The following is a 19,063-nucleotide window of genomic DNA, read 5'->3' on the forward strand; positions in this document are numbered from 1 at the left end:
TCGGATGGTGGCCTGCCTGGCCGTTGCGGCCCTGCGTGTATCCGCCGTGGCGGACTTCCATCCTCTGACTTCGGCCCCGCTTCAGGGTCCCGCTCTTCTTCCGCCGGTATCAACCGGATCAAGTTCGTCGGGTTCGCCGCCTGGCCCATGCAGCGCATGGACCGGTTGGCATCTCAGTGCATCAGCACACCCCGGAGCAGCGGCAAGTATAGGGGATGGTTGGCGGCCCATCGCCTGCGGGTTTGCCCAGGGGCCATGCGCCGCCGTCAGTCAAAGCCGCGCAGCGCACCCCATTCGGCCAGCGGAGCGCGCGTGGCGCGCCAGCCGTTGATGGGGGCGCTCTTGTCCTCGTAGCCCAGCGCAATGCCGAAGGCCACGTGGTAGCCCTCGGGCAGCGCCAGCGCCTGGGTCACGGCGTCGTTGTAGCGGCGCCAGAAGCCCTGGGCGCAGGTGGCCAGGCCATTGGCGCAGGCCAGCAGCATGAAGGACTGCAGGTAGATGCCCAGGTCCACCCATTGCGGCAGGCCCATGCGCTCGTCCACGGCCACGATCAGGCCCACGGGCGCGCCGAAGAACTGGCCGTTGCGCGCCAGCTGCTCCAGCCGCGCGGGCTTGTCGTCGCGCGGAATGCCCAGCGACTGGTACAGCTCTTCGCCATTGGCAAATCGCCGGCTGCGGTAGGGCTCCCAGAGATTGGGCGGGTAGGACAGGCCGGGCTGGGCGTCCTGGGGCTCGGCTTCGGCAACGGCGGTCAGCAGCTGCTGCAGCGGCTCGCCCGTCAGCGCCAGCACGCGCCAGGGCTGCAGGTTGCCGCCCGAGGCCGCATTGGCCGACTGTTCCATCAGGGTGCGCACCAGCGCCGCATCGGGCGACTGGGGCAGGAAGGCGCGCACGGAGCGGCGCGCATGCAAGGCCTGTTCAACGTTCATGCTGGTCGGAGTCTCCGGTCTTCTTAGGGGATCTTGGGGGATCTTTGGTGATCTTGTGCAGGCCTACTTGCCCATGATCTGGTCGATCTTGTCCTTCTGGAAGGCCTGCGGGCGCTCGGATTCGCACGGCACGCAGTCGCCCACCTTGCTGCCGGCCGAGAGCTTGGCAATGGCCTCCCACAGCAGCGCGATCTGCTGCTCATGCGCGGCCGCGCCGTCGCTCAGGCCGCGCATGGCCTGGGCCACGGGGTCCATTTCCTGGGTGATGCCGTAGGCCGTGAACGGCTGGGGCGCGGCAGAGGCCGGGACCTTGATGGACTCGGCCTTGGCCGATGCCGGGTCGTGCTCGGTCACGTCGGCGCTGTGGCCGTTCTTGCTGGCGATGATGCGCGCCGGAATGCCCACCGCCGTGGCGCCTGCGGGCACGGGCTTGATGACCACGGCATTGCTGCCGATCTTGGCACCGTCGCCCACCTCGAAGCCGCCCAGCACCTTGGCGCCCGCGCTGACCACCACATCGCGGCCCAGCGTGGGATGGCGCTTGGCGCCCTTGTACAGCGAGGTGCCACCCAGGGTCACGCCGTGGTAGATGGTGCAGCCGTCGCCGACCACGGCCGTCTCGCCGATAACGACGCCCATGCCGTGGTCGATGAAGACGCGCTCACCGATGACGGCGCCGGGGTGGATCTCGATGCCCGTGAGCCAGCGGCCAATGTGCGAGATGAAGCGCCCCAGCCACTTGAGGCCATGGTTCCAGCACCAGTGCGCCGGGCGCTGCAGCCAGATCGCATGCAGACCCGGATAACAGGTGATGACCTCCCAGGTGCTGCGTGCCGCAGGGTCGCGGTCGAGGATGCACTGGATATCGGAGCGCAGGCGGTCAAGCATCTAGGGGCTGGTTATTGTTGACAAGACCGCTCAGTCTAGCGTTTCGGTGGGGTGCTCTGCAGCATGGCCTTCGCAACACCGCGCAGGATGTGGATTTCCTCGGCGGTCAGTTGCGAGCGGTTGAAAAGCTGGTTGAGGCGCGGCATCAGCTTCTTGGGCGCGGCCGGATCCAGAAAGCCAATATGCGCCAGCGCCTGCTCCCAATGGCCCAGCATGCCGGCCACCTGGGCTGCGTCGGCACGCTGCGGCGCAGGTGTGTGCTCCACCACGGGAAAGCCGCCCAGCGCCTGGCGCCACTCGTAGGCCACCACCTGGATGGCCGCCCCCAGGTTCAGCGAGCCAAACTGCGGATTGGACGGAATCGACAGCGCCACATCGCTGCGGTAGACATCGTCGTTGCTCATGCCGAAGCGCTCGCAGCCGAACAGGAAGGCCACGCCGGACTGGTTGCAGCGCGGCGCGGGAGCCGGTGCGGACACGGATGCATCGGTGGGCGGCGCCGCTTCATCGGGCGCATCGGCCTCATCGGGCGCAGCCAGCACATCCAGCGCCCCGCTGAGCAGCAGCTCGAAATGCTGGCGCGGCGTGCGCGTGGGCGGGCCGAAGTCGCGCGGCGTCATGGCCGTGGCGCACAGGTGGCTGATGCCGTCCAGCGCCTCCTCCAGCGTCTCGACCACGCGCGCATTGCCCAGCACGTCCAGCGCGCCGCTGGCCCGCTGGATGGTCTCTTCCTTGCGCAGCACGTTGGGCCAGCGCGGGCGCACCAGCACCAGGTCGTCAAAGCCCATGGTCTTCAAGGCGCGGGCGGCGGCACCCACATTGCCGGCGTGGCTGGTTTCTATCAGTACGAATCGGGTTTTCATGGCGTCGCTGGCCTGCCGGCGCCGGCAGAGCCCCCAAGACGGGACAGGTTGCGCAGCACAAAACGGACAAGGCGGGTAAAATTGCGCGCTATTGTCGCCGCCCCGCATCGCCGGACGCGGCTTTTTCCGTTCTTACCCGCGTCAAACAGCCTGCTTTTGCCAGAGAGGACCGTCCTCTCCTTGCACAGCCGCTGCTCCGCCAACGCCTCACAATCTATGTCGACCAACCTGCATCCCATGCTCAACGTGGCCATCAAGGCCGCACGCGCCGCCGGCGCCATCATCAACCGCGCGGCTCTTGACGTGGAATCCGTGCGTGTCGCACAAAAGCAGGTCAACGACTTTGTGACCGAGGTGGACAAGGCGGCCGAGCAGGCCATCATCGAAACCTTGCTGGGCGCCTACCCGGGCCACGGCATCCTGGCCGAGGAATCGGGCAACGAGTTCGGCGCCAAGAACTCCGACTACGTCTGGATCATCGATCCGCTGGACGGCACCACCAACTTCATCCACGGCTTCCCCGTGTACTGCGTGAGCATTGCCCTGTCCTTCAAGGGCAAGGTGGAGCACGCCGTGGTGTACGACCCCTCGCGCAACGACCTGTTCACGGCCACGCGCGGCCGCGGCGCCTACCTGAATGACCGCCGCATCCGCGTGTCCAAGCGCATCCAGCTCAAGGACAGCCTGATCTCCACCGGCTTCCCCTTCCGCCGTGGCGACAACTTCAAGCAGTACATGAACATGCTGGGCGACGTGATGCAGGAAACCGCAGGCGTGCGCCGCCCCGGCGCCGCCGCGCTGGACCTGGCCTACGTGGCAGCCGGCTTTGCCGATGGCTTCTTTGAAAGCGGCCTGCAGATCTGGGACGTGGCCGCCGGCAGCCTGCTGGTGACCGAGGCTGGTGGCCTGGTCGGCAACTTCACGGGTGAGGCGGATTTCCTGGAGCAGAAGGAATGCCTGGCGGGCAATCCGCGCATCTATGGTGCGCTGGTCGGCATCGTTGGCAAGTACAGCAAGTTTGCTTCGGCTGGGGAGAAGGCGGGTGTGCGGCAGGCTTTGGCGGATTCGGGTGAGGCGGCTCCGGCTGCTGAGGCTGAGGCTGCTGAATCTGAGCAGCAGCCTGAGGCCTGATTTCGGCTTCTCCTGTCTCTCTTTAAAACAGCTCCTTCTAGGGGCTGTTTTTCGTTGGGCGTGGGTGCGGTGCGCTTTTTGCCCCTGCCGGGTGGTTGCTTTTCGGGGCCGGGTCTCGGCCCGGCGGCCGACTGCCCTTTCTTGATTCGCCAAGAAAGGTCAGATCAAAGAAGGCGACCCGAATGTCCACGTCCCTTCGCTTCGCTGCGGGCAACCTGCGCCGGGCCGCCTGCGGGGTTCGCCGTGAAACTCGTTGCGCGCTGCGCGCTTCACTCAAACATCACGGCGAGTCAGATGACGAGGCAGTCCTGTCCTTCGGCAGGACTGCAACCCCGCAGGCGGCCCGACGCAGGCGTGGGCATACGGGAGGGGTGAGGGCCACGGCCATGGCCTCACGGCCTGGCCTGTGGCGCGGAGCTCTTTTACTTGACCCGTGCGTTGATCACCGCCTCGGCCACGTTGCGCGGTGCTTCGGCGTAGTGCTTGAACTCCATGGAGTAGGTGGCACGGCCTTGCGTTTGCGAGCGCAGGGAGGTGGCGTAGCCGAACATTTCGGACAGGGGTACTTCGGCCTTGATGGACTTGCCGCCGCCGGCCATGTCGTCCATGCCCTGCACCATGCCGCGACGCGAGGACAGGTCGCCCATGACGGTGCCGGCGTAGTCTTCGGGCGTCTCGACTTCCACGGCCATCATGGGCTCCAGGATGACGGGGCTGGCCTTCTTGGCAGCTTCCTTGAAGCCGAAGATGGCCGCCATCTTGAAGGCCATTTCGTTGGAGTCCACGTCGTGGTACGAGCCGAAGGTCAGCGTGACCTTCACGTCCACCACGGGGTAGCCGGCCAGCACGCCGCTGGTCAGGGCCTCGACCACGCCTTTTTCCACCGCAGGGATGTACTCGCGCGGCACCACGCCGCCCTTGATGGCGTCCACAAACTCGAAGCCCTTGCCGGGTTCCTGCGGCTCCACGGTGAAGACCACGTGGCCGTACTGGCCCTTGCCGCCGGACTGGCGCACGAACTTGCCGTCCACATCGGTGACTTTCTTGCGGATGGTCTCGCGGTAGGCCACTTGGGGCTTGCCCACGTTGGCTTCCACGTTGAACTCGCGCTTCATGCGGTCCACGATGATTTCCAGGTGCAGCTCGCCCATGCCGGCAATGATGGTCTGGCCCGATTCCTCATCGGTGCGCACGCGGAACGACGGATCTTCGGCCGCCAGGCGCGACAGGGCAATGCCCATCTTTTCCTGGTCGGCCTTGGACTTGGGCTCCACGGCCTGGGCGATCACGGGCTCGGGGAAGACCATCTTCTCCAGCACGATGGGCGCGGACGGGTCGCACAGGGTCTCGCCCGTGGTCACGTCCTTCAGGCCCACGCAGGCGGCAATGTCGCCTGCGTGGATTTCATCGACCTCCAGGCGTTCGTTGGCATGCATCTGCACGATGCGGCCGATGCGCTCCTTCTTGTCCTTGACGGAGTTGAGCACGCTGTCGCCCTTGTTGAGCACGCCCGAGTAGACGCGCACAAAGGTGAGCTGGCCCACGAAGGGGTCGGTCATCAGCTTGAAGGCCAGGGCAGAGAACTTCTCGCTGTCATCGGCGTGGCGCACGATGATGGAGCCGTCTTCGGCATGGCCCTCCACGGGCGGCACTTCCAGCGGGGAAGGCATGAGCTCGACCACGGCGTCCAGCAGGCGCTGCACACCCTTGTTCTTGAAGGCCGAGCCGCACAGCATGGGCTGGATCTCGCCCGCAATGGTGCGCAGGCGCAGGCCGCGCAGGATGTCGGCCTCGGGCAGGTCGCCCTCTTCCAGGTAGCGGTTCATCAGGTCTTCGCTGGCCTCGGCAGCCGCCTCCACCATGGACTCGCGCCACTTCTTGGCGTCTGCCACCATGGCTGCGGGAATGTCCTGGTACTCGAACTTCATGCCCTGCGTGGCTTCGTCCCAGATGATGGCCTTCATCTTGAGCAGGTCCACCACGCCGGTGAACTGCTGCTCTGCGCCAATGGGCAGCACGATGGGCACGGGGTTGGCCTTGAGGCGGTCGATCATCATCTGCCGCACGCGCAGAAAATCCGCGCCCGTGCGGTCCATCTTGTTGACGAAGGCCAGGCGCGGCACCTTGTACTTGTTGGCCTGGCGCCAGACCGTCTCGGACTGCGGCTGCACGCCGCCCACGGCGTCATAGACCATGACGGCGCCGTCGAGCACGCGCATGGAACGCTCCACCTCGATGGTGAAGTCCACGTGGCCCGGGGTGTCGATGATGTTGATGCGGTGCTGGTCAAAGCGGCCGTCCATGCCCTTCCAGAAGCAGGTGGTGGCCGCCGAGGTGATGGTGATGCCGCGCTCCTGCTCCTGCTCCATCCAGTCCATGATGGCGGCGCCCTCGTGCACCTCGCCCAGCTTGTGGCTCACCCCGGTGTAGAACAGGATGCGCTCGGTCGTGGTGGTCTTGCCGGCATCGATGTGCGCGGAGATACCAATGTTGCGATAGCGTTCTATGGGGGTATGGCGGGCCATGAAAGGACTCCTGGGTGCTGATAAGCGTTGATGCGTGGATCTGCCGTGGGCTCGGATTCTCGCGGGGGTTGAATGAGGGTTGATGACAATTGGAATGTACGAAGACAATCGTACTATCTTCCGCAACTTCTTGCAGAGCGATCCATGTTTTCACCACGCCATGCCCCTGTCTGCCAGATAACTGCCCGCGCCACGCCGCATCAGCGACGTGCGGCATTGCTTCCATGGCACAGTGGCGCCCCATCGACAGGATTGCGACTTGCGCAAGAAGGAACGCCACCAGCGTTCTTCCACAGGACGCAGCGCGTTGCTGCAACCTGTTTGCGTAAGTCCTGAGGACGATTCATGCTTGCCAACCACCCCGACCGCGAACAGATACGCCTGGAAAACCTGCTCAACGCCCTGGGCAACCCCCTGCGCCTGGCCGTGGTGCGCGCGCTGGCCGCAGGCCATGAGCGCGCCTGCGGCTCGCTCTTGCAGGGCCAGTCCAAATCCACCATGACCCACCACTGGCGCGTGCTGCGCGACAGCGGCGTGATCTGGCAGCGCCCCGACGGCCGGGAAAACCTGCTCTCCCTGCGCCGCGAAGACCTGGATGCGCGCTTTCCCGGCCTGCTGGACGCGCTGCTGCAGGCCCTGGCCGAAGACCCGCTGACCGAGCAGGCCACGGCAGCGCACCTCAAACCCTGCCCCTGAAGCCCGGCCCCTGCAACGCAGGCGGCAGCCCTGCGCCCTACCCCTTCCCGGCAAGCGCCGCAGCAACGCCCTCATCCGCAAACCGCTTGGCCGCCTTGAGCAGATAGCTCACGGCATAGAGGATGGGGTCGTCGGCCTCGTCGCCATTCAGATGGTCCACCACCTCGACGGCATAGCCCAGGTCCACCGCCGTGTCGTGCAGCAGGCCCAGCAGCTCCTTGTCCTGCGGCTCCAGCGACTGCGCCTGATCGGCCTTGGCGTAGTAGATGCGCAGCAGGTCGCGGCACACGCAGTTGATGGCTGTGACCTTGTGGCTGGCGTGCAGCTCCAGCACTTCGAGGGCAGCGCCCAGGTGCAGGACGGCGTCGATGGCCAGGTCGTCGAGTTTGGGTAGGGGAACGGTGCGGATGTCTTGATCCATCGAAGCCTCCTCTGATGATTGAAGCCTGCGTCTCGGCCTCGTACCGAGCTGTGCCGGATGCAAGGGAGCAGCAGCCCAAGATCAACAAAAGAGTTAAATATAACGTGGTTTAAATTGCATCAAAAACTGACGCTCTTGCCCATGCAAAAGCGTCCTGTCAAACGCGGCCGTCCAGTCGGCGCCACTTCATTTGATGCAGACATTGCCCGGGCTTTCGGCGCGGCGGTGCGCTCCCTTCGCAACGAGCGCGGCATCTCCCAGGAATCACTGGCCAACCTCGCCGATATCGAGCGTTCTCACATGGGCAAGGTGGAGCGTGGGGAGCACATGCCCACGCTGGTCATCGTGTTCAAGATTGCGCGGGGGCTGGGGTGCGGTGCGGCTGAGGTAATGGGGAGGGCTGAGGAAGAGTTAGGGGCGGAGGCCGAGCCTGCGAAATCAGAAATTCAGTGATTTGCCCGAAGCTAGAAGTCACTTCCACTCATCAATGCAGCGTTGATGCCGGAGTCCAACAAGTGACCACCAGACCTCAAACCCGGCTTCCAACTCGTATGAAAAATGTGCTTTCCGTAAATGCTGCGCTTGATCAACTGGAGACCTTGGTCGGCAAAGACATCTCCTTGGTGGGCATCTTGCGATTCGAGTTCGAGGGGACGGCTCTCGACCACTTCCCACTGTCGGAACGCCGCGTAGCGAAAGATGGGGGCCCACGCGAACCGTCAAGTGTGTGGCTGAGCGCCGGTCCAGGCGACCTTCAGTTCAACGATGTGCAGCTTCAGCGATGGCACGGGAAGCGAGTCACGGTACTCGGCACTTTGCTTGGTCCTGATGAAAAGCTCGGAGGATGTGGGCATTTCTCTGCGTTTCCAGCCGAGGTGGGGGCTCGATCTATTGAGTGGCTCTAGGCGGCCACCCGCTTGGCGCTACAGCAAGGTATGGCTGATGGCAGCGTGACGAATGTCGTTGCTATGCAGCGGGCGTGCTAGATCAATGTGAAAACACATCACGACCGCCCCCACATAACCTTGGGCGGCACTACCCAAAATCAGCGATTGGACCTGCACGCGTAACCGCTCTACTTCTCGTAACGGTGGAAATTGGGGGGATTACCCTGCACCAGCAGATCAAACACAACCCGCGCAAAGTTGGCCGCTTTGCCTGGATCGGCCAGCAACTGCATCATCTGGTTCTGATGGGCTTCACTGCTGTCCATGATGGCATCGTCTATCGCCTTGGAGAAGTCGCCTAGCATGGCCTGTTCGGGCGAGTTGTTCTCGATCTGCTTCATCACCTTAATGTTCTCGCCCACCTTGTCGCGGATCGTATAGGCGTAGTTCACCATGTCCTTGTCGGTGAGCTGGTCGGTCACAAACACCTCGTTCAGGCGGTCGATGATCTGCGACAGGAACTCTTCCTTCTTGTCCTGCGGCTTAGCCGTGCCCAGGCCTTCGCCGGGCACCAGCTTGTAGTCCGCGCTGTTTTCTTTGAGTACCAGATCCTGCTGGCGTATCTTGGCCACGCGGTAGTGGCTGAGCACCACGTTGCCCAGGTCAATATCGTCTTCGTCCAGCAAGGTTTCGCGCAGCATGGGCCGCAGGCTGCGCGCGTACAGGCTCAGCTTTTCCAAGTCGGTATCGTCGTAATCCACGATCTGCGACATGAACTCGTAAAACCGCACAAAGGTGCCCAGGTCTTTCTTGAAGATTTCGAGCGCATCCTTTTCCTTCTGGCAGTCCTTCAGGCTTTTCTCGGCGTTGGCAATCAGCACGGCATCGCCCGTCTTCTGGGTGCGCTCAAACATGTCCTTGGCAATCTTGAACGCCTCCACCGCTGATTTGTAGCGCAGCTGCCAGCGTTGCACCGCCGGCTTGCAAATGTTGGCAATGGCCGCGTTGCTCTTGTTCTTCACATAAAACGCCGCGCAGAACTGCTCCACCTCCTGCCACGTAAAAATGCCCCCTGCCCGCAGCTTGTCCTGCAGCGCAAAGATCAGGTTCGGGTCCGACACATCCAGCAGCTCCGCCGTCTGGTAGTACGGCTGAAACGCCTCCAGAATCTCATCCGACTCATTGAAGAAGTCCAACACATAGGTGCCCGTCTCGGCCTTGTTGGGGTAGGTGCGGTTCAGGCGCGACAGCGTCTGCACGCACTCCACCCCGACCAGCTTCTTGTCCACATACATGGCGCACAGCTTGGGCTGGTCAAACCCGGTCTGGAACTTGTTGGCGACGATCATCACCTGGTAGTCGTCCGAATCGAAAGCCTTGCGCATGTCGCGGCCCTTGAGGTTCGGGTTCATATTCGTCTCGGTGAACTTCTCGCCGATCTGGCCCGCCGCAGCCGGGTCTTTGGCGGTGAACTCCACCTCACCCGAAAACGCCACCATGGCGTGAATTTTCTGGTAGCCCTTCTCCGTTATGTACTTATCGAAACACTGCTTGTAGCGCACCGCCTCCTTGCGCGAGCTGGTCACCACCATGGCCTTGGCCTGCCCGCCCAGCAAGCCCATCACGTGGTCTTTGAAGTGCTCCACGATCACCATCACCTTCTGGGCAATGTTGTGGTCATGCAGGCGCACCCATTGGTTCAGCTTCACCTTGGCGCGCTTGCTTTCCACCTCTGCATCGGCGTCCTGCACCTTCAGGGCCAGCTTGTAAGCCACCTTGTAGTTGGTGTAGTTCTTCAGCACGTCGAGGATGAAGCCCTCCTCAATCGCTTGGCGCATGCTGTACACGTGGAACGCCGCTGGCTTGTTGGTGGCGGAAGGCACCTCGTCCAGGCGCGGCACGCGGCCAAACAGCTCCAGCGTCTTGGCCTTGGGCGTGGCGGTAAAAGCAAAGTAGCTCAGGTTGCCCGATGCGGGGCGCGACGCCACCGTGGCGGCAATGATGTCGTCGCTATCCAGTTCGGCAGCCTCATCTCCCGCTTCACCGGCTTCCTTCATCAGCACCTCTTTGAGCTGCCGCGCCGTCGAGCCGCTCTGCGACGAATGCGCCTCGTCCGCAATGATGGCGTAGCAGCGCTCCTTCAGGCTCACGCTGTTTTCAATCGCCTTCAATACAAACGGAAAGGTCTGGATGGTGACGATGATGATGGGCTGGGCAGACTCCAGGGCAGCGGCCAGCTTCTCGGACTTGGAACCATCGCCCTCTTTGTTGTTGATACGCCCCACCACGCCATCGGTGTGCTCAAACTGGTAGATCGTGTCTTGCAACTGCGCGTCAAGCACCGTGCGGTCGGTCACCACAATCACCGAGTCAAACTGCTTTTTGCCGTCGGCCTTGTACAGCGACGAAAGCTGATGCGCCACCCAGGCGATGGAGTTGGACTTGCCCGAGCCAGCGCTGTGCTGAATCAGGTATTTCTGCCCCGGCCCCTCGCTGTGCGCCGCCGCCAGCAGCTTGCCAACCACGTCCCACTGGTGGTAGCGGGGGAAGATCAGGCTTTCCTTCTTGTACTTGCGGCCTTCCCAGTCTTCCTTGTCCTCAATTTGCAAGTGCACAAAGCGGGCCAGGATGTTGAGCAGGTTGTCCGGCAGCAGCACCTCGTTCCACAGGTAATCGGTGGCATAACGGTGGATGTCGTCTGGCACATCGTTGCCCGCGCCGCCGTCTGACGTGCCTTTGTTAAAGGGCAAAAAGTACGTTTCCTCGCCCTCCAACCGCGTGGCCATGTGCACCTCGTACTGGCTCACCGCAAAGTGCACCAGCGCGCCGCGCTTAAAGGTCAGCAGCGGCTCCGGCTTCTTGGCCACCGGGTCCACCGGCAGGCGTGTGGTTTTGTACTGCCGCACTGCCCGGTCCACCGCCTGCTTGAACTCACTCTTCAGCTCCAGCGTGGCCACTGGCACACCATTCACAAACAGCACCAGGTCAATGCGCCAAGCCTTGGCCTTGGCGCCTGTCTCCGCTAAACAGGCATCGGTACACCACGGGCTGTACACCAGCTCCGGCACCACGCGCAGGCGGTTTTTGGCGTAGCGGGCCAGCGTGTCGGGGTTCAGGTCGTGTTCGGGCTTGAACTGGCACAGTGACAAACGCGCATTGCGGTCGCGCAGCTCGTGGCGTAGCACGCCCAGCGTGCCAAAAGTGCGGCTGTCTTTGTGCGTAGCATTGGGGTCGGCCTTGCCTAGCTGCGCGGCAATCAGTTGCAAAAATTTCTGCTCCGCATCCTTGGGATGGTTGGCGCAAAACCTTTGCCACTGCGCGCTTTGCGTTTCCTGCACAAAGCCCAGCGCATCCTCGGGGTACAAGGCCAATTCGCGGTTGTACTTGTCCGGCGAGCCCAGCAACCAGCCATTGGCCAGCAACTGGCGAATGATGTCGTCTTGAAAGATGCGTTCAGTGGCTTGGTCGCTCATGATCGGGTGGAGATGCGGCGGTGTGGGTGAAGGCTGTCAGGCGGCGGCTTGCCAATCGCGTACGTCGATCTTGCCGGTGACGGCGGCGGAGATTAAAGCGGTGCGGCGTTCTTGCATGAGCTCGATTTGAGCCTGAGCTTGCAGAATGATTTTGTCGAACTTAGCGTCTTGATCTTGCAAAAAATTAGCGATTTCTATTGCCTCCGATAACGGAGGCCTGGTTATTGATAGATTTTCGATAACCTTCATTCCAATATTCTGCTGTGTTCCGAAGCTCCAGCTGATTGCTATTGCATCAGCAAAATTTCTCGAACGCATATAGTTCAAAACAAAATACGGATAGTTCAACTCATTGCATCTAATGGCAGCGAGTGGTGACCAAATGTTGAATACATCGTCAGTTTCGACGATTGCAGTTACACCTGTTGTTGCGCCAGACTTGACCATGTAAATGTCGAGTTTTTTGGGCGAGTACTTCTTCGAAAAACGTTTATGGTCTGCATCGGAAATGTGTGCGCGTATTTTTTCAAAATCAATTCTCCCCGAAGAAACCGCTTCTGCTGACACAAAGGGAATACCGACATCCAAGAATTCGGGCGTTTCGTGCGGTCCGTCCGTTATGGGAGTTGAAACAATGTGCTTGATTGCAAGTACATCCCAATGCGCGGGCACTTCACCTAGCCACTCCACGCCGGAGTCTTTCATTCGGGCGTTGGGGTTGAGGCCTTTGGTGACGGCGTGGCTGATGACGGCTTGGCGCTTTTCTTTGAGCAACTCAATCAGCCGCTGCTGCTTTTCGATCAGAGTATCAATCTTCGCCGTTTCATGGTCGAGGAAGTTAATGATCTTTTTCTGCTCCTCTTTAGCCGGAAGCAGTAGCTCAATTTTCTTGAACTCATCGGGGTCCAAGTCCCACTGATTCACTCGAATGCCCTTCGACTGACGCAGGTATTGGGCGACATAGATTGGGTGACGCAAAAGATAGTGAATGTATTTTGGAATTGCCAGATCGAACATCTTGGCATTCGGTTCATAAACAAAATACGCAGGACTGACGATTCCCTCATATTCCGAAATCGCTATTGATCCCTGCCACGCCTTCATTTTGTTCATGACCAAATTGTCTGGCTCGACTAGCTGATAAGCAGCCATATCCTCAGAGGGCTTGTTGTTGTTATCGTCTCTGCTCGAAGTCGGAACAACACCATGATCCCTGTAGACCGATAGAAGCTCCTTCTCAGGGAAATTGGTTCTCTTTGTGCGCCGATACAGCCGCCCAACGGAGATGCACGCCCAATGAGAAGGCATGTCCCCCAGCCACTCCACCTCCGAATCCTGATACGCCGGATAAGCCTTATACCGACTCACGAATGCACCTCACGCAGCAGCGCCATGATCTCGGCGCTCACGGCATCCAGATCGGCATCAATTTCCTCCAATGGCCGTGGCGGCTGGTACTGGTAGAAGTGGCGGTTGAAGGGGATCTCAAAACCAACGATACCAATCTCGCCATCCCTGGCGTCACGCTTGCTGGCGTCTATCCACGCATCGGGCACATGGGGCTGCACTTCGGCGATGAAGTAGGTCTCTACGCTGGCGCTCACCGTGCGGCTGGGGTCTAGAGCCACGTTTTCAAAATCGCGCAGCTCGCCATCGGCCTGGTATTCGATGACTTCCTGGTTCACAGCGAACAGGCCATAAAGAGGATTGGCCTTGCCTTTGTGAGCCTTCTTGACCACCTTTTCAGCGGCGGGGTTCTTCCAGCTCACGGCATCGGCCATCTGCTTTTTCTCTTTGGCATCCAGCGTGATGCCTGCCTTTTTGCTGGCGGCCTTGATGGTTTCGTCATAGCTATTAAAGTCATCAAACTGGGCGCTGCCAATCTCGGCTTGCAAGGCGCGTGCTTTGAGCAGCACAGCCTTTTGCGCCAGCCAAGTACGGGCGTCGAGCAGGTCTTTGATCTGCTTTTCCTTAAGGTCGGCAAAGTGGCGCTTGAGGTGGGCGCGTATTTCGTCGGTGTAGTCGTCCAGCTGGCCGTAGAGGTCGCAATCGGCAGCGTCTTGCCAGTATGGCTGGCCGTACTCGGCGTAGACCCACTGCATGGCTGCATTCAGTGCACCAGACTCAAAACGCAGGCTGGCGATGCGTTCATCGCTGAACTGCCAGGACAGGCGCAGCGGCCGTTCGATGGTGATACGGCGGTAACCAAACTCGTGCGCAGCGAAAATTTTGCTGGCGAAGGTTTTGACGGCTTCGGGCTTGGGGTTAGCGGCTTGGCGACCACGGTTGCTTTTGGGCTCTGCGGGCTTGTCCAGCGCTTGGGCATCGACCACCTCAAAATTGCCAAAACAGCGGGTGATGGTGGCAATATCAGACTCGTCCATCACATTGCGTTTGCTGCCCAGCGATTTGCGCATCTTGCCGCAGAGGTTGACGCCATTGATGAGCTGCACCTTGCCTTTGCGCTCGGCAGGCTTTTTGTTCGACAGCACCCACACATAGGTGGCGATGCCGGTGTTGTAGAACATGTCGGTGGGCAGGGCGACGATAGCTTCGAGCAGGTCGCTTTCCAGAATATGGCGGCGGATTTCGGATTCGCCGGTACCTGCGCCGCCGGTGAACAGCGGCGAGCCATTGAGGATGATGCCGATGCGTGAGCCGCCGTCTTTCACATCGCGCAGCTTGCTGATGAGATGCAGCAAAAACAGCAGTGAGCCATCTGACACACGCGGCAGGCCGGGGCCAAAGCGGCCGTCAAAGCCTTTGAGGGTGTGTTCGTCAGTAATGTCGCCTTCGATCTTTTTCCAGTCCACGCCAAAGGGTGGGTTGGAGAGCATGTAGTCAAACTTGCTGGCGTAGAGGTGGTCGTTGGACAGCGTGTTGCCGAGCTTGATGTTGCCGACCTCTTGCCCCTTGATGAGCATGTCGGCCTTGCAGATGGCGTAGCTCTCTGGGTTGAGCTCCTGGCCAAAGGCGCGCATCACGGCCTGGGGGTTCAGCTCGTGCACATATTCCATGCCCGCCGAGAGAAAGCCGCCCGTGCCCGCCGTGGGGTCGTAAATGGTGCGGATGATGCCGGGCTTGGTGAGGGCTTCATCGTCTTCCATGAATACCAGCGAGGTGGTGAGGCGCACGATGTCACGCGGGGTGAAGTGCTCGCCTGCCGTCTCGTTGGAGCTTTCGGCAAACTTGCGGATCAGCTCTTCAAACACCAGACCCATGTCGTGGTTGGAAACGACCTTGGGGTGCAGGTCCATGGTGCGGACTTTTTGCACGACCTTGTAGAGCAGGTTGGCATCGTTGAGCAAACCAATGAATTCAGCGAACTTGAAGTGGTCAAAAATCTCGCGGGCGTCTTTGGAGAAGCACTGGATGTAGCGCTCCAGATTGGCCTTGATGCCCGACTCGCCCAGGGTGCTGAGGTCCATGGGCGAGGTGTTGAAGAAGCTCAGGCCACCGGCTGCGCGCAGGATCAGCTTTTCTTTGGCCTCTTCGGCAATGGCCATTTTCTCGACCTTGGTGCTTTCAGCCAGCACAGCGGGCTTGCTGCCCTCCAGCACGCACTCCAGGCGGCGCAGCAGCGCAAAAGGCAGGATGACGCGGCCATATTGGCTCTGCTTGAAATCGCCGCGCAGCAGGTCGGCCAGCGCCCACAGGTCGGCGGCGAGGTTGTTGGTTTCTTGGGTCATGTGTTACGAACTAGGGCTTGGGGTTTCAACCCTACGAGGGCGAGTATTGCACGGGCTTCGGGGGATTTCCGAACCTATGCACAGGCGCTGGCCAACAAAAAAAAGCCCGAACTGTTGCCAGATACCGGGCTCAAAAATCTGTGGGAGGAAGTCTGCATTGCCGTCCGAACCCGACCACCCAATGCGGGATCTGTATGAATCGCACCTGGCTGTGCGCAGCGGCAGATAGCCGCCGGCCGCATGTCGCAGATCAGCAGCACCACCAGGTCGATTGCAGCCTCCTCTGCGCTCCCACACACTCCCTCCACACCCCCACCCCATAATCCCGCCCGCAACCCCCAGCCCTCCCCCGGCCCTTCTTGCAGGCACAAGACATGACTTCACTGACCGAGCTGTGGCAGGCAGCCATCACCTGGCTCGCCACCCACGCCGTAACCCCCACCGTCCACTGGCTGGACATCGCCCAGGCGGCCGGCGATCCGCGTGAGATTGCCGAGGCGGTGCTGATTGCCGGGCTGCAGTTGTTCCTGATCGCGGGGGTGATGCGGCCGCTGGAGAGCCTGTTTCCGGCCGAGCGCTGGAGCGACCGGCGGCTGACCACGGTAGACCGCAACTACACGCTGCTGATGCTGCTGGGGCTGTTTCCGCTGTTCAGTTTTCTGGTGCTGATGCCGTTTGCCAGCATGCTGGGCGGCGGGCCTGCGGCCGATGAGGCCACGGGGCTCAAGCACTGGGTGCCATGGTTTGCGGACCATCCGGTGGCGCTGTTCCTGGTGTACTGCGTGGTCTACGATCTGGTGTATTACTGGATGCACCGCGCCCAGCATGTGATTCCCTGGTGGTGGGCCATGCACAGCATGCACCACAGCCAGCGCCAGATGAGCTGCTGGAGCAATGACCGCAGCCATTACCTGGACGGCATGCTGCAGTCCTTCATCCTGGCCACGGTGGGGCTGGCGATGGGGGTGGAGCCTTCGGAGTTTGCGCTGCTGGGGCTGCTGAGCGAGCTGGTGCAGAACTTCTCGCACGCCAATGTGCGGCTGCGCCTGGGCTGGCTGGGCCGCGTGGGTGAGCGCGTGCTGGTGGGCCCGCTGTTCCACCGCCACCACCATATGCTGCGCGACCCCGAGCGGCCCACGCGCCACAACTGCAATTTTGGGCAGGTGCTGCCCTGGTGGGACATGCTGTTTGGCACGGCTCTCTACACCGATGAGCCCGTGCGCCCCACGGGCGTGAGCGACCCCGAGGTGGATGCCGACAACGAGCGCGGGCTGGTGGCCATGCAGTGGCATACGCTGAAGCGCTTCTGGGGAGCGTTTCGCCGGCGCGAGGGCTGGCGGCTGGGCGATGTGTCCTTCGGGCCCGGCTACCGGCCCATTCATGACGACGATGGGGCCCAGCCCCATCCTGCGGCCGGGGCGGCTGCGGTGACTGGGGCGGCCGGGGTTGCGCCTACGGCTCCAGGTTCGGCCGCATCAGCGCCTCGAACCAGTCGATGAAAACCGCCAGCCGGCGCGAGCGCTGGCGGCGGTGCGGGTACAGCAGCGCCACGGGCATGGGCGCTGCGCGGTGGGCGGGCAGCACTTCCACCAGTTCGCCCGTGTCCAGCAGGTGCTGCACGTCATAGCGCGGGATCTGGATCAGCCCCAGGCCGGCGCGGCAGCAGGCGATGTAGCTTTCTGCATTGTTGGTCACCACGCGGCTGGGCACGGCCAGGGTCTGCAGCCCATCCACTCCATCCACCCCATCCACATTGCTCGCCCCACTCCATTCCCAGGGCAGTTCCCGCCCCGTGCGCGGCGAGGCATAGCCCACGCTCCAGTGGCCGTGCAGCAGGTCCTGCGGCTGCTCGGGCAGGCCGTGCTCGCGCAGGTAGGCGGGGCTGGCGCAGTTGATGAGGGCAATGCAGCCCAGCGGGCGCACGACCAGGCTGCTGTCATGCAAGGTGCCCACGCGCACGGCGCAGTCCACGCCTTCCTGCACCAGGTCGATGGCGCGGTCTGACGAGCCCAGCACCAGCTGCAGCCCCGGGTGGCGGCGCATGAGCCCCGGCAGCGCGGGCGCCAGCAGGCGGCGCGCGATGCGGCTGGGCACGTCCACATGCAGCCGGCCCGTGGCCTGGCGCGTGCGGGCCTGGAACATCTGCTCCACGTCCTCGGCCTCTGACAGCAGCGGGCGCACACGCTCCAGCAACTGGGCACCATCGGCCGTCAGGCTGACCTGGCGCGTGGTGCGGTGCAGGAGTCTTGCGCCCACCTGCTCCTCCAGCTGCTGCACGGCGGCAGACACCGTGGCGCGCGGCAGGTCCAGCGCATGGGCGGCCTTGATGAAGCTGCCCATCTCGGCCACCTGCATGAAGATCCGGTATCGGTCGAGTCGGTCCATGGCGTGCAGCATAGTCCCGGCCGGGACCGGCCTACTTGGTGGTGTAGCCGCCGTTGATCAGGATGGTCTGCCCGGTGATCCACCAGCCGTCGCTGACCAGGTGGCGGATGAAGGGCACCACGTCCTCGATATGCGTCAGCCCCGAAGGCGAGAACGGCGACAGCGCCGCCGCGCTCTTGTGATAGGCCACGGCGTCCGCGCCTTCCTGGCCGTAGAAGAACGGCGTGTCCATGGGCCCAGGCCCCACGGCCGTGACCGAAATGCCCCGCGCCCCGAACTCCTTGGCCGCCGCCCGCGTGAAATGCTCCACCGGCGCCTTGGTGCCCGCGTAGGAGGAATAGAACGGCGTGAACGCGCCCAGCAGCGAGGTCACCAGGGTCACGATCTTGCCGTGGTCGTTGACATGGCGCCCCGCCTCCTTGAGGAAGAAAAACGCCGACTTGCCGTTGACGGCCGCCATCTCGTCGTACTCCGCCTCGCTGATCTCCATCAGCGGCTTCTTGAGCACCTTGCCCACGGTGTTGATGGCAATGTCCGGCCGGCCCACGGCGTCCACGGCCTCTGCAAAAAGCCGCTCGACAGCGCCAGCACGCGTCAGGTCACCCTGCAGCGCCACGGCCTCTGCGCCCAGCGCACGCACTGCGGCCACCGTGGTCTCTGCCTCGGCCCGGGAAGACTCGCTGTTGTAGTGCACCACCACGGCCCGCGCGCCGTGCCCCGCCAGATCACGGGCAATCAGCCCGCCCAGATTCTTGGCGCCGCCTGCAATCAGCGCCACCTTGCCGCGAATGGAATGGTCTGCCATGGAAACGCTCCTTGTGCTTGGATGAAGCACCCAGCTTAGGCAGCCCGCCCCCCGCGATAAACCGGCGCAGCCGGGATGGATCATCCAGAAAACCAGAACAATCAGCCGCGCCAGCGACCCCTGCCCCCGGCAGCCCGCTCCGCTCCCCCTCCCGTATGCCCGCGCCTGCGTCGTGGCGCTTGCGGGGTTGCAAGCCTGCCGAAGGACAGGCTTGCTTCGTGATCTGACTTGCCGCAGTTGTCTGAGCGGAGCGCGAAGCGCGCAGAGAGTTCTGCGGCAAACCCCGCAAGCGCCACGACGCAGGTTGCCCGCAGCGAAGCGAAGGGTCGCGGGCATTCGGGTCGCCTTCTTTGGCCTGACCTTTCTTGGCG

The 19,063-nt window shown here is 62.4% G+C and carries 14 protein-coding genes and 1 riboswitch; of the genes, 4 read left to right on the forward strand and 10 right to left on the reverse strand.

Features of this window, described 5'->3' with window-relative positions; genetic code table 11:
• Positions 1 to 78: 78 nt before the first annotated feature.
• Positions 79 to 204, reverse strand: a riboswitch (TPP riboswitch).
• Between the two features lie 62 nt (positions 205 to 266).
• From ACF8ML_RS26915 to ACF8ML_RS26925, 3 genes are all read right to left on the reverse strand, one after another.
• Entirely contained in the window at positions 267 to 929 is a 663-nt protein-coding gene (locus tag ACF8ML_RS26915) for a nitroreductase (RefSeq protein WP_160855142.1), read from the reverse strand.
• A gap of 63 nt (positions 930 to 992) precedes the next feature.
• Positions 993 to 1,817: a serine O-acetyltransferase gene (gene cysE, locus ACF8ML_RS26920; RefSeq protein WP_016449662.1), complete on the reverse strand. Its 825-nt coding sequence runs from the start codon at positions 1,815 to 1,817 to the stop codon at positions 993 to 995.
• A gap of 35 nt (positions 1,818 to 1,852) precedes the next feature.
• Positions 1,853 to 2,680 (reverse strand): RNA methyltransferase, encoded by an 828-nt coding sequence (locus tag ACF8ML_RS26925; protein ID WP_088166809.1) that lies wholly within the window; start codon positions 2,678 to 2,680, stop codon positions 1,853 to 1,855.
• Positions 2,681 to 2,896: 216 nt separating this feature from the next.
• On the opposite strand from ACF8ML_RS26925, the gene ACF8ML_RS26930 reads away from it, so the two are divergent.
• Positions 2,897 to 3,811: an inositol monophosphatase family protein gene (locus tag ACF8ML_RS26930; RefSeq protein ID WP_016453855.1), complete on the forward strand. Its 915-nt coding sequence runs from the start codon at positions 2,897 to 2,899 to the stop codon at positions 3,809 to 3,811.
• Between the two features lie 422 nt (positions 3,812 to 4,233).
• On the opposite strand, the gene fusA is transcribed toward ACF8ML_RS26930, so the two are convergent.
• Positions 4,234 to 6,336 (reverse strand): elongation factor G, encoded by a 2,103-nt coding sequence (gene fusA / locus ACF8ML_RS26935; protein WP_392408436.1) that lies wholly within the window; start codon positions 6,334 to 6,336, stop codon positions 4,234 to 4,236.
• Between the two features lie 345 nt (positions 6,337 to 6,681).
• Here fusA and ACF8ML_RS26940 point away from each other — a divergent pair, with 345 nt between their 5' ends.
• On the forward strand, positions 6,682 to 7,032 hold the full coding sequence (locus tag ACF8ML_RS26940) for a helix-turn-helix transcriptional regulator (protein ID WP_012204227.1): 351 nt from the start codon (positions 6,682 to 6,684) through the stop codon (positions 7,030 to 7,032).
• A gap of 37 nt (positions 7,033 to 7,069) precedes the next feature.
• Here ACF8ML_RS26940 and ACF8ML_RS26945 read toward each other — a convergent pair whose 3' ends face one another.
• Positions 7,070 to 7,453 (reverse strand): hypothetical protein, encoded by a 384-nt coding sequence (locus ACF8ML_RS26945; RefSeq protein ID WP_392408437.1) that lies wholly within the window; start codon positions 7,451 to 7,453, stop codon positions 7,070 to 7,072.
• A 141-nt stretch (positions 7,454 to 7,594) separates the two neighbouring features.
• Here ACF8ML_RS26945 and ACF8ML_RS26950 point away from each other — a divergent pair, with 141 nt between their 5' ends.
• On the forward strand, positions 7,595 to 7,906 hold the full coding sequence (locus ACF8ML_RS26950) for a helix-turn-helix domain-containing protein (RefSeq protein ID WP_392408438.1): 312 nt from the start codon (positions 7,595 to 7,597) through the stop codon (positions 7,904 to 7,906).
• Between the two features lie 622 nt (positions 7,907 to 8,528).
• Here ACF8ML_RS26950 and ACF8ML_RS26955 read toward each other — a convergent pair.
• Genes ACF8ML_RS26955 through ACF8ML_RS26965 form a run of 3 tightly spaced genes read right to left on the reverse strand, consistent with a single transcriptional unit; the run spans position 8,529 to position 15,502 of the window.
• On the reverse strand, positions 8,529 to 11,813 hold the full coding sequence (locus ACF8ML_RS26955; RefSeq protein WP_392408439.1) for a type I restriction endonuclease subunit R: 3,285 nt from the start codon (positions 11,811 to 11,813) through the stop codon (positions 8,529 to 8,531).
• Between the two features lie 36 nt (positions 11,814 to 11,849).
• On the reverse strand, positions 11,850 to 13,121 hold the full coding sequence (locus ACF8ML_RS26960) for a restriction endonuclease subunit S (protein WP_392408440.1): 1,272 nt from the start codon (positions 13,119 to 13,121) through the stop codon (positions 11,850 to 11,852).
• Positions 13,122 to 13,177: 56 nt separating this feature from the next.
• Positions 13,178 to 15,502, reverse strand: a complete 2,325-nt coding sequence (locus tag ACF8ML_RS26965; protein WP_392408441.1) for an N-6 DNA methylase — start codon at positions 15,500 to 15,502, stop codon at positions 13,178 to 13,180.
• A gap of 374 nt (positions 15,503 to 15,876) precedes the next feature.
• On the opposite strand from ACF8ML_RS26965, the gene ACF8ML_RS26970 reads away from it, so the two are divergent.
• On the forward strand, positions 15,877 to 17,001 hold the full coding sequence (locus ACF8ML_RS26970; protein ID WP_392408442.1) for a sterol desaturase family protein: 1,125 nt from the start codon (positions 15,877 to 15,879) through the stop codon (positions 16,999 to 17,001).
• Here the strand turns inward: ACF8ML_RS26970 and ACF8ML_RS26975 are convergent.
• Positions 16,955 to 17,887 (reverse strand): LysR substrate-binding domain-containing protein, encoded by a 933-nt coding sequence (locus tag ACF8ML_RS26975; RefSeq protein WP_392408443.1) that lies wholly within the window; start codon positions 17,885 to 17,887, stop codon positions 16,955 to 16,957. The two genes, ACF8ML_RS26970 and ACF8ML_RS26975, sit on opposite strands and share 47 nt — an antisense overlap.
• Positions 17,888 to 17,918: 31 nt before the next feature.
• Positions 17,919 to 18,692: an SDR family oxidoreductase gene (locus ACF8ML_RS26980; protein ID WP_012204216.1), complete on the reverse strand. Its 774-nt coding sequence runs from the start codon at positions 18,690 to 18,692 to the stop codon at positions 17,919 to 17,921.
• Positions 18,693 to 19,063 lie beyond the last annotated feature (371 nt).

Origin of the sequence: Delftia sp. WSY_10, assembly GCF_043104705.1 — a bacterium.
Taxonomy (GTDB): Bacteria; Pseudomonadota; Gammaproteobacteria; order Burkholderiales; family Burkholderiaceae_C; genus Comamonas; species Comamonas tsuruhatensis.

Excerpts from the sequence above, each read along its gene's own strand:
- ACF8ML_RS26965 (WP_392408441.1), bottom strand. The coding sequence starts at position 15,502 with ATGACCCAAGAAACCAACAACCTCGCCGCCGACCTGTGGGCGCTGGCC.
- ACF8ML_RS26945 (WP_392408437.1), bottom strand. The coding sequence starts at position 7,453 with ATGGATCAAGACATCCGCACCGTTCCCCTACCCAAACTCGACGACCTG.
- ACF8ML_RS26960 (WP_392408440.1), bottom strand. The coding sequence starts at position 13,121 with ATGCCTTCTCATTGGGCGTGCATCTCCGTTGGGCGGCTGTATCGGCGC.
- ACF8ML_RS26975 (WP_392408443.1), bottom strand. The coding sequence starts at position 17,887 with ATGGACCGACTCGACCGATACCGGATCTTCATGCAGGTGGCCGAGATG.
- ACF8ML_RS26925 (WP_088166809.1), bottom strand. The coding sequence starts at position 2,680 with ATGAAAACCCGATTCGTACTGATAGAAACCAGCCACGCCGGCAATGTG.
- ACF8ML_RS26955 (WP_392408439.1), bottom strand. The coding sequence starts at position 11,813 with ATGAGCGACCAAGCCACTGAACGCATCTTTCAAGACGACATCATTCGC.
- fusA (WP_392408436.1), bottom strand. The coding sequence starts at position 6,336 with ATGGCCCGCCATACCCCCATAGAACGCTATCGCAACATTGGTATCTCC.
- ACF8ML_RS26930 (WP_016453855.1), top strand. The coding sequence starts at position 2,897 with ATGTCGACCAACCTGCATCCCATGCTCAACGTGGCCATCAAGGCCGCA.
- ACF8ML_RS26980 (WP_012204216.1), bottom strand. The coding sequence starts at position 18,692 with ATGGCAGACCATTCCATTCGCGGCAAGGTGGCGCTGATTGCAGGCGGC.
- cysE (WP_016449662.1), bottom strand. The coding sequence starts at position 1,817 with ATGCTTGACCGCCTGCGCTCCGATATCCAGTGCATCCTCGACCGCGAC.
- ACF8ML_RS26940 (WP_012204227.1), top strand. The coding sequence starts at position 6,682 with ATGCTTGCCAACCACCCCGACCGCGAACAGATACGCCTGGAAAACCTG.
- ACF8ML_RS26970 (WP_392408442.1), top strand. The coding sequence starts at position 15,877 with ATGACTTCACTGACCGAGCTGTGGCAGGCAGCCATCACCTGGCTCGCC.
- ACF8ML_RS26950 (WP_392408438.1), top strand. The coding sequence starts at position 7,595 with ATGCAAAAGCGTCCTGTCAAACGCGGCCGTCCAGTCGGCGCCACTTCA.
- ACF8ML_RS26915 (WP_160855142.1), bottom strand. The coding sequence starts at position 929 with ATGAACGTTGAACAGGCCTTGCATGCGCGCCGCTCCGTGCGCGCCTTC.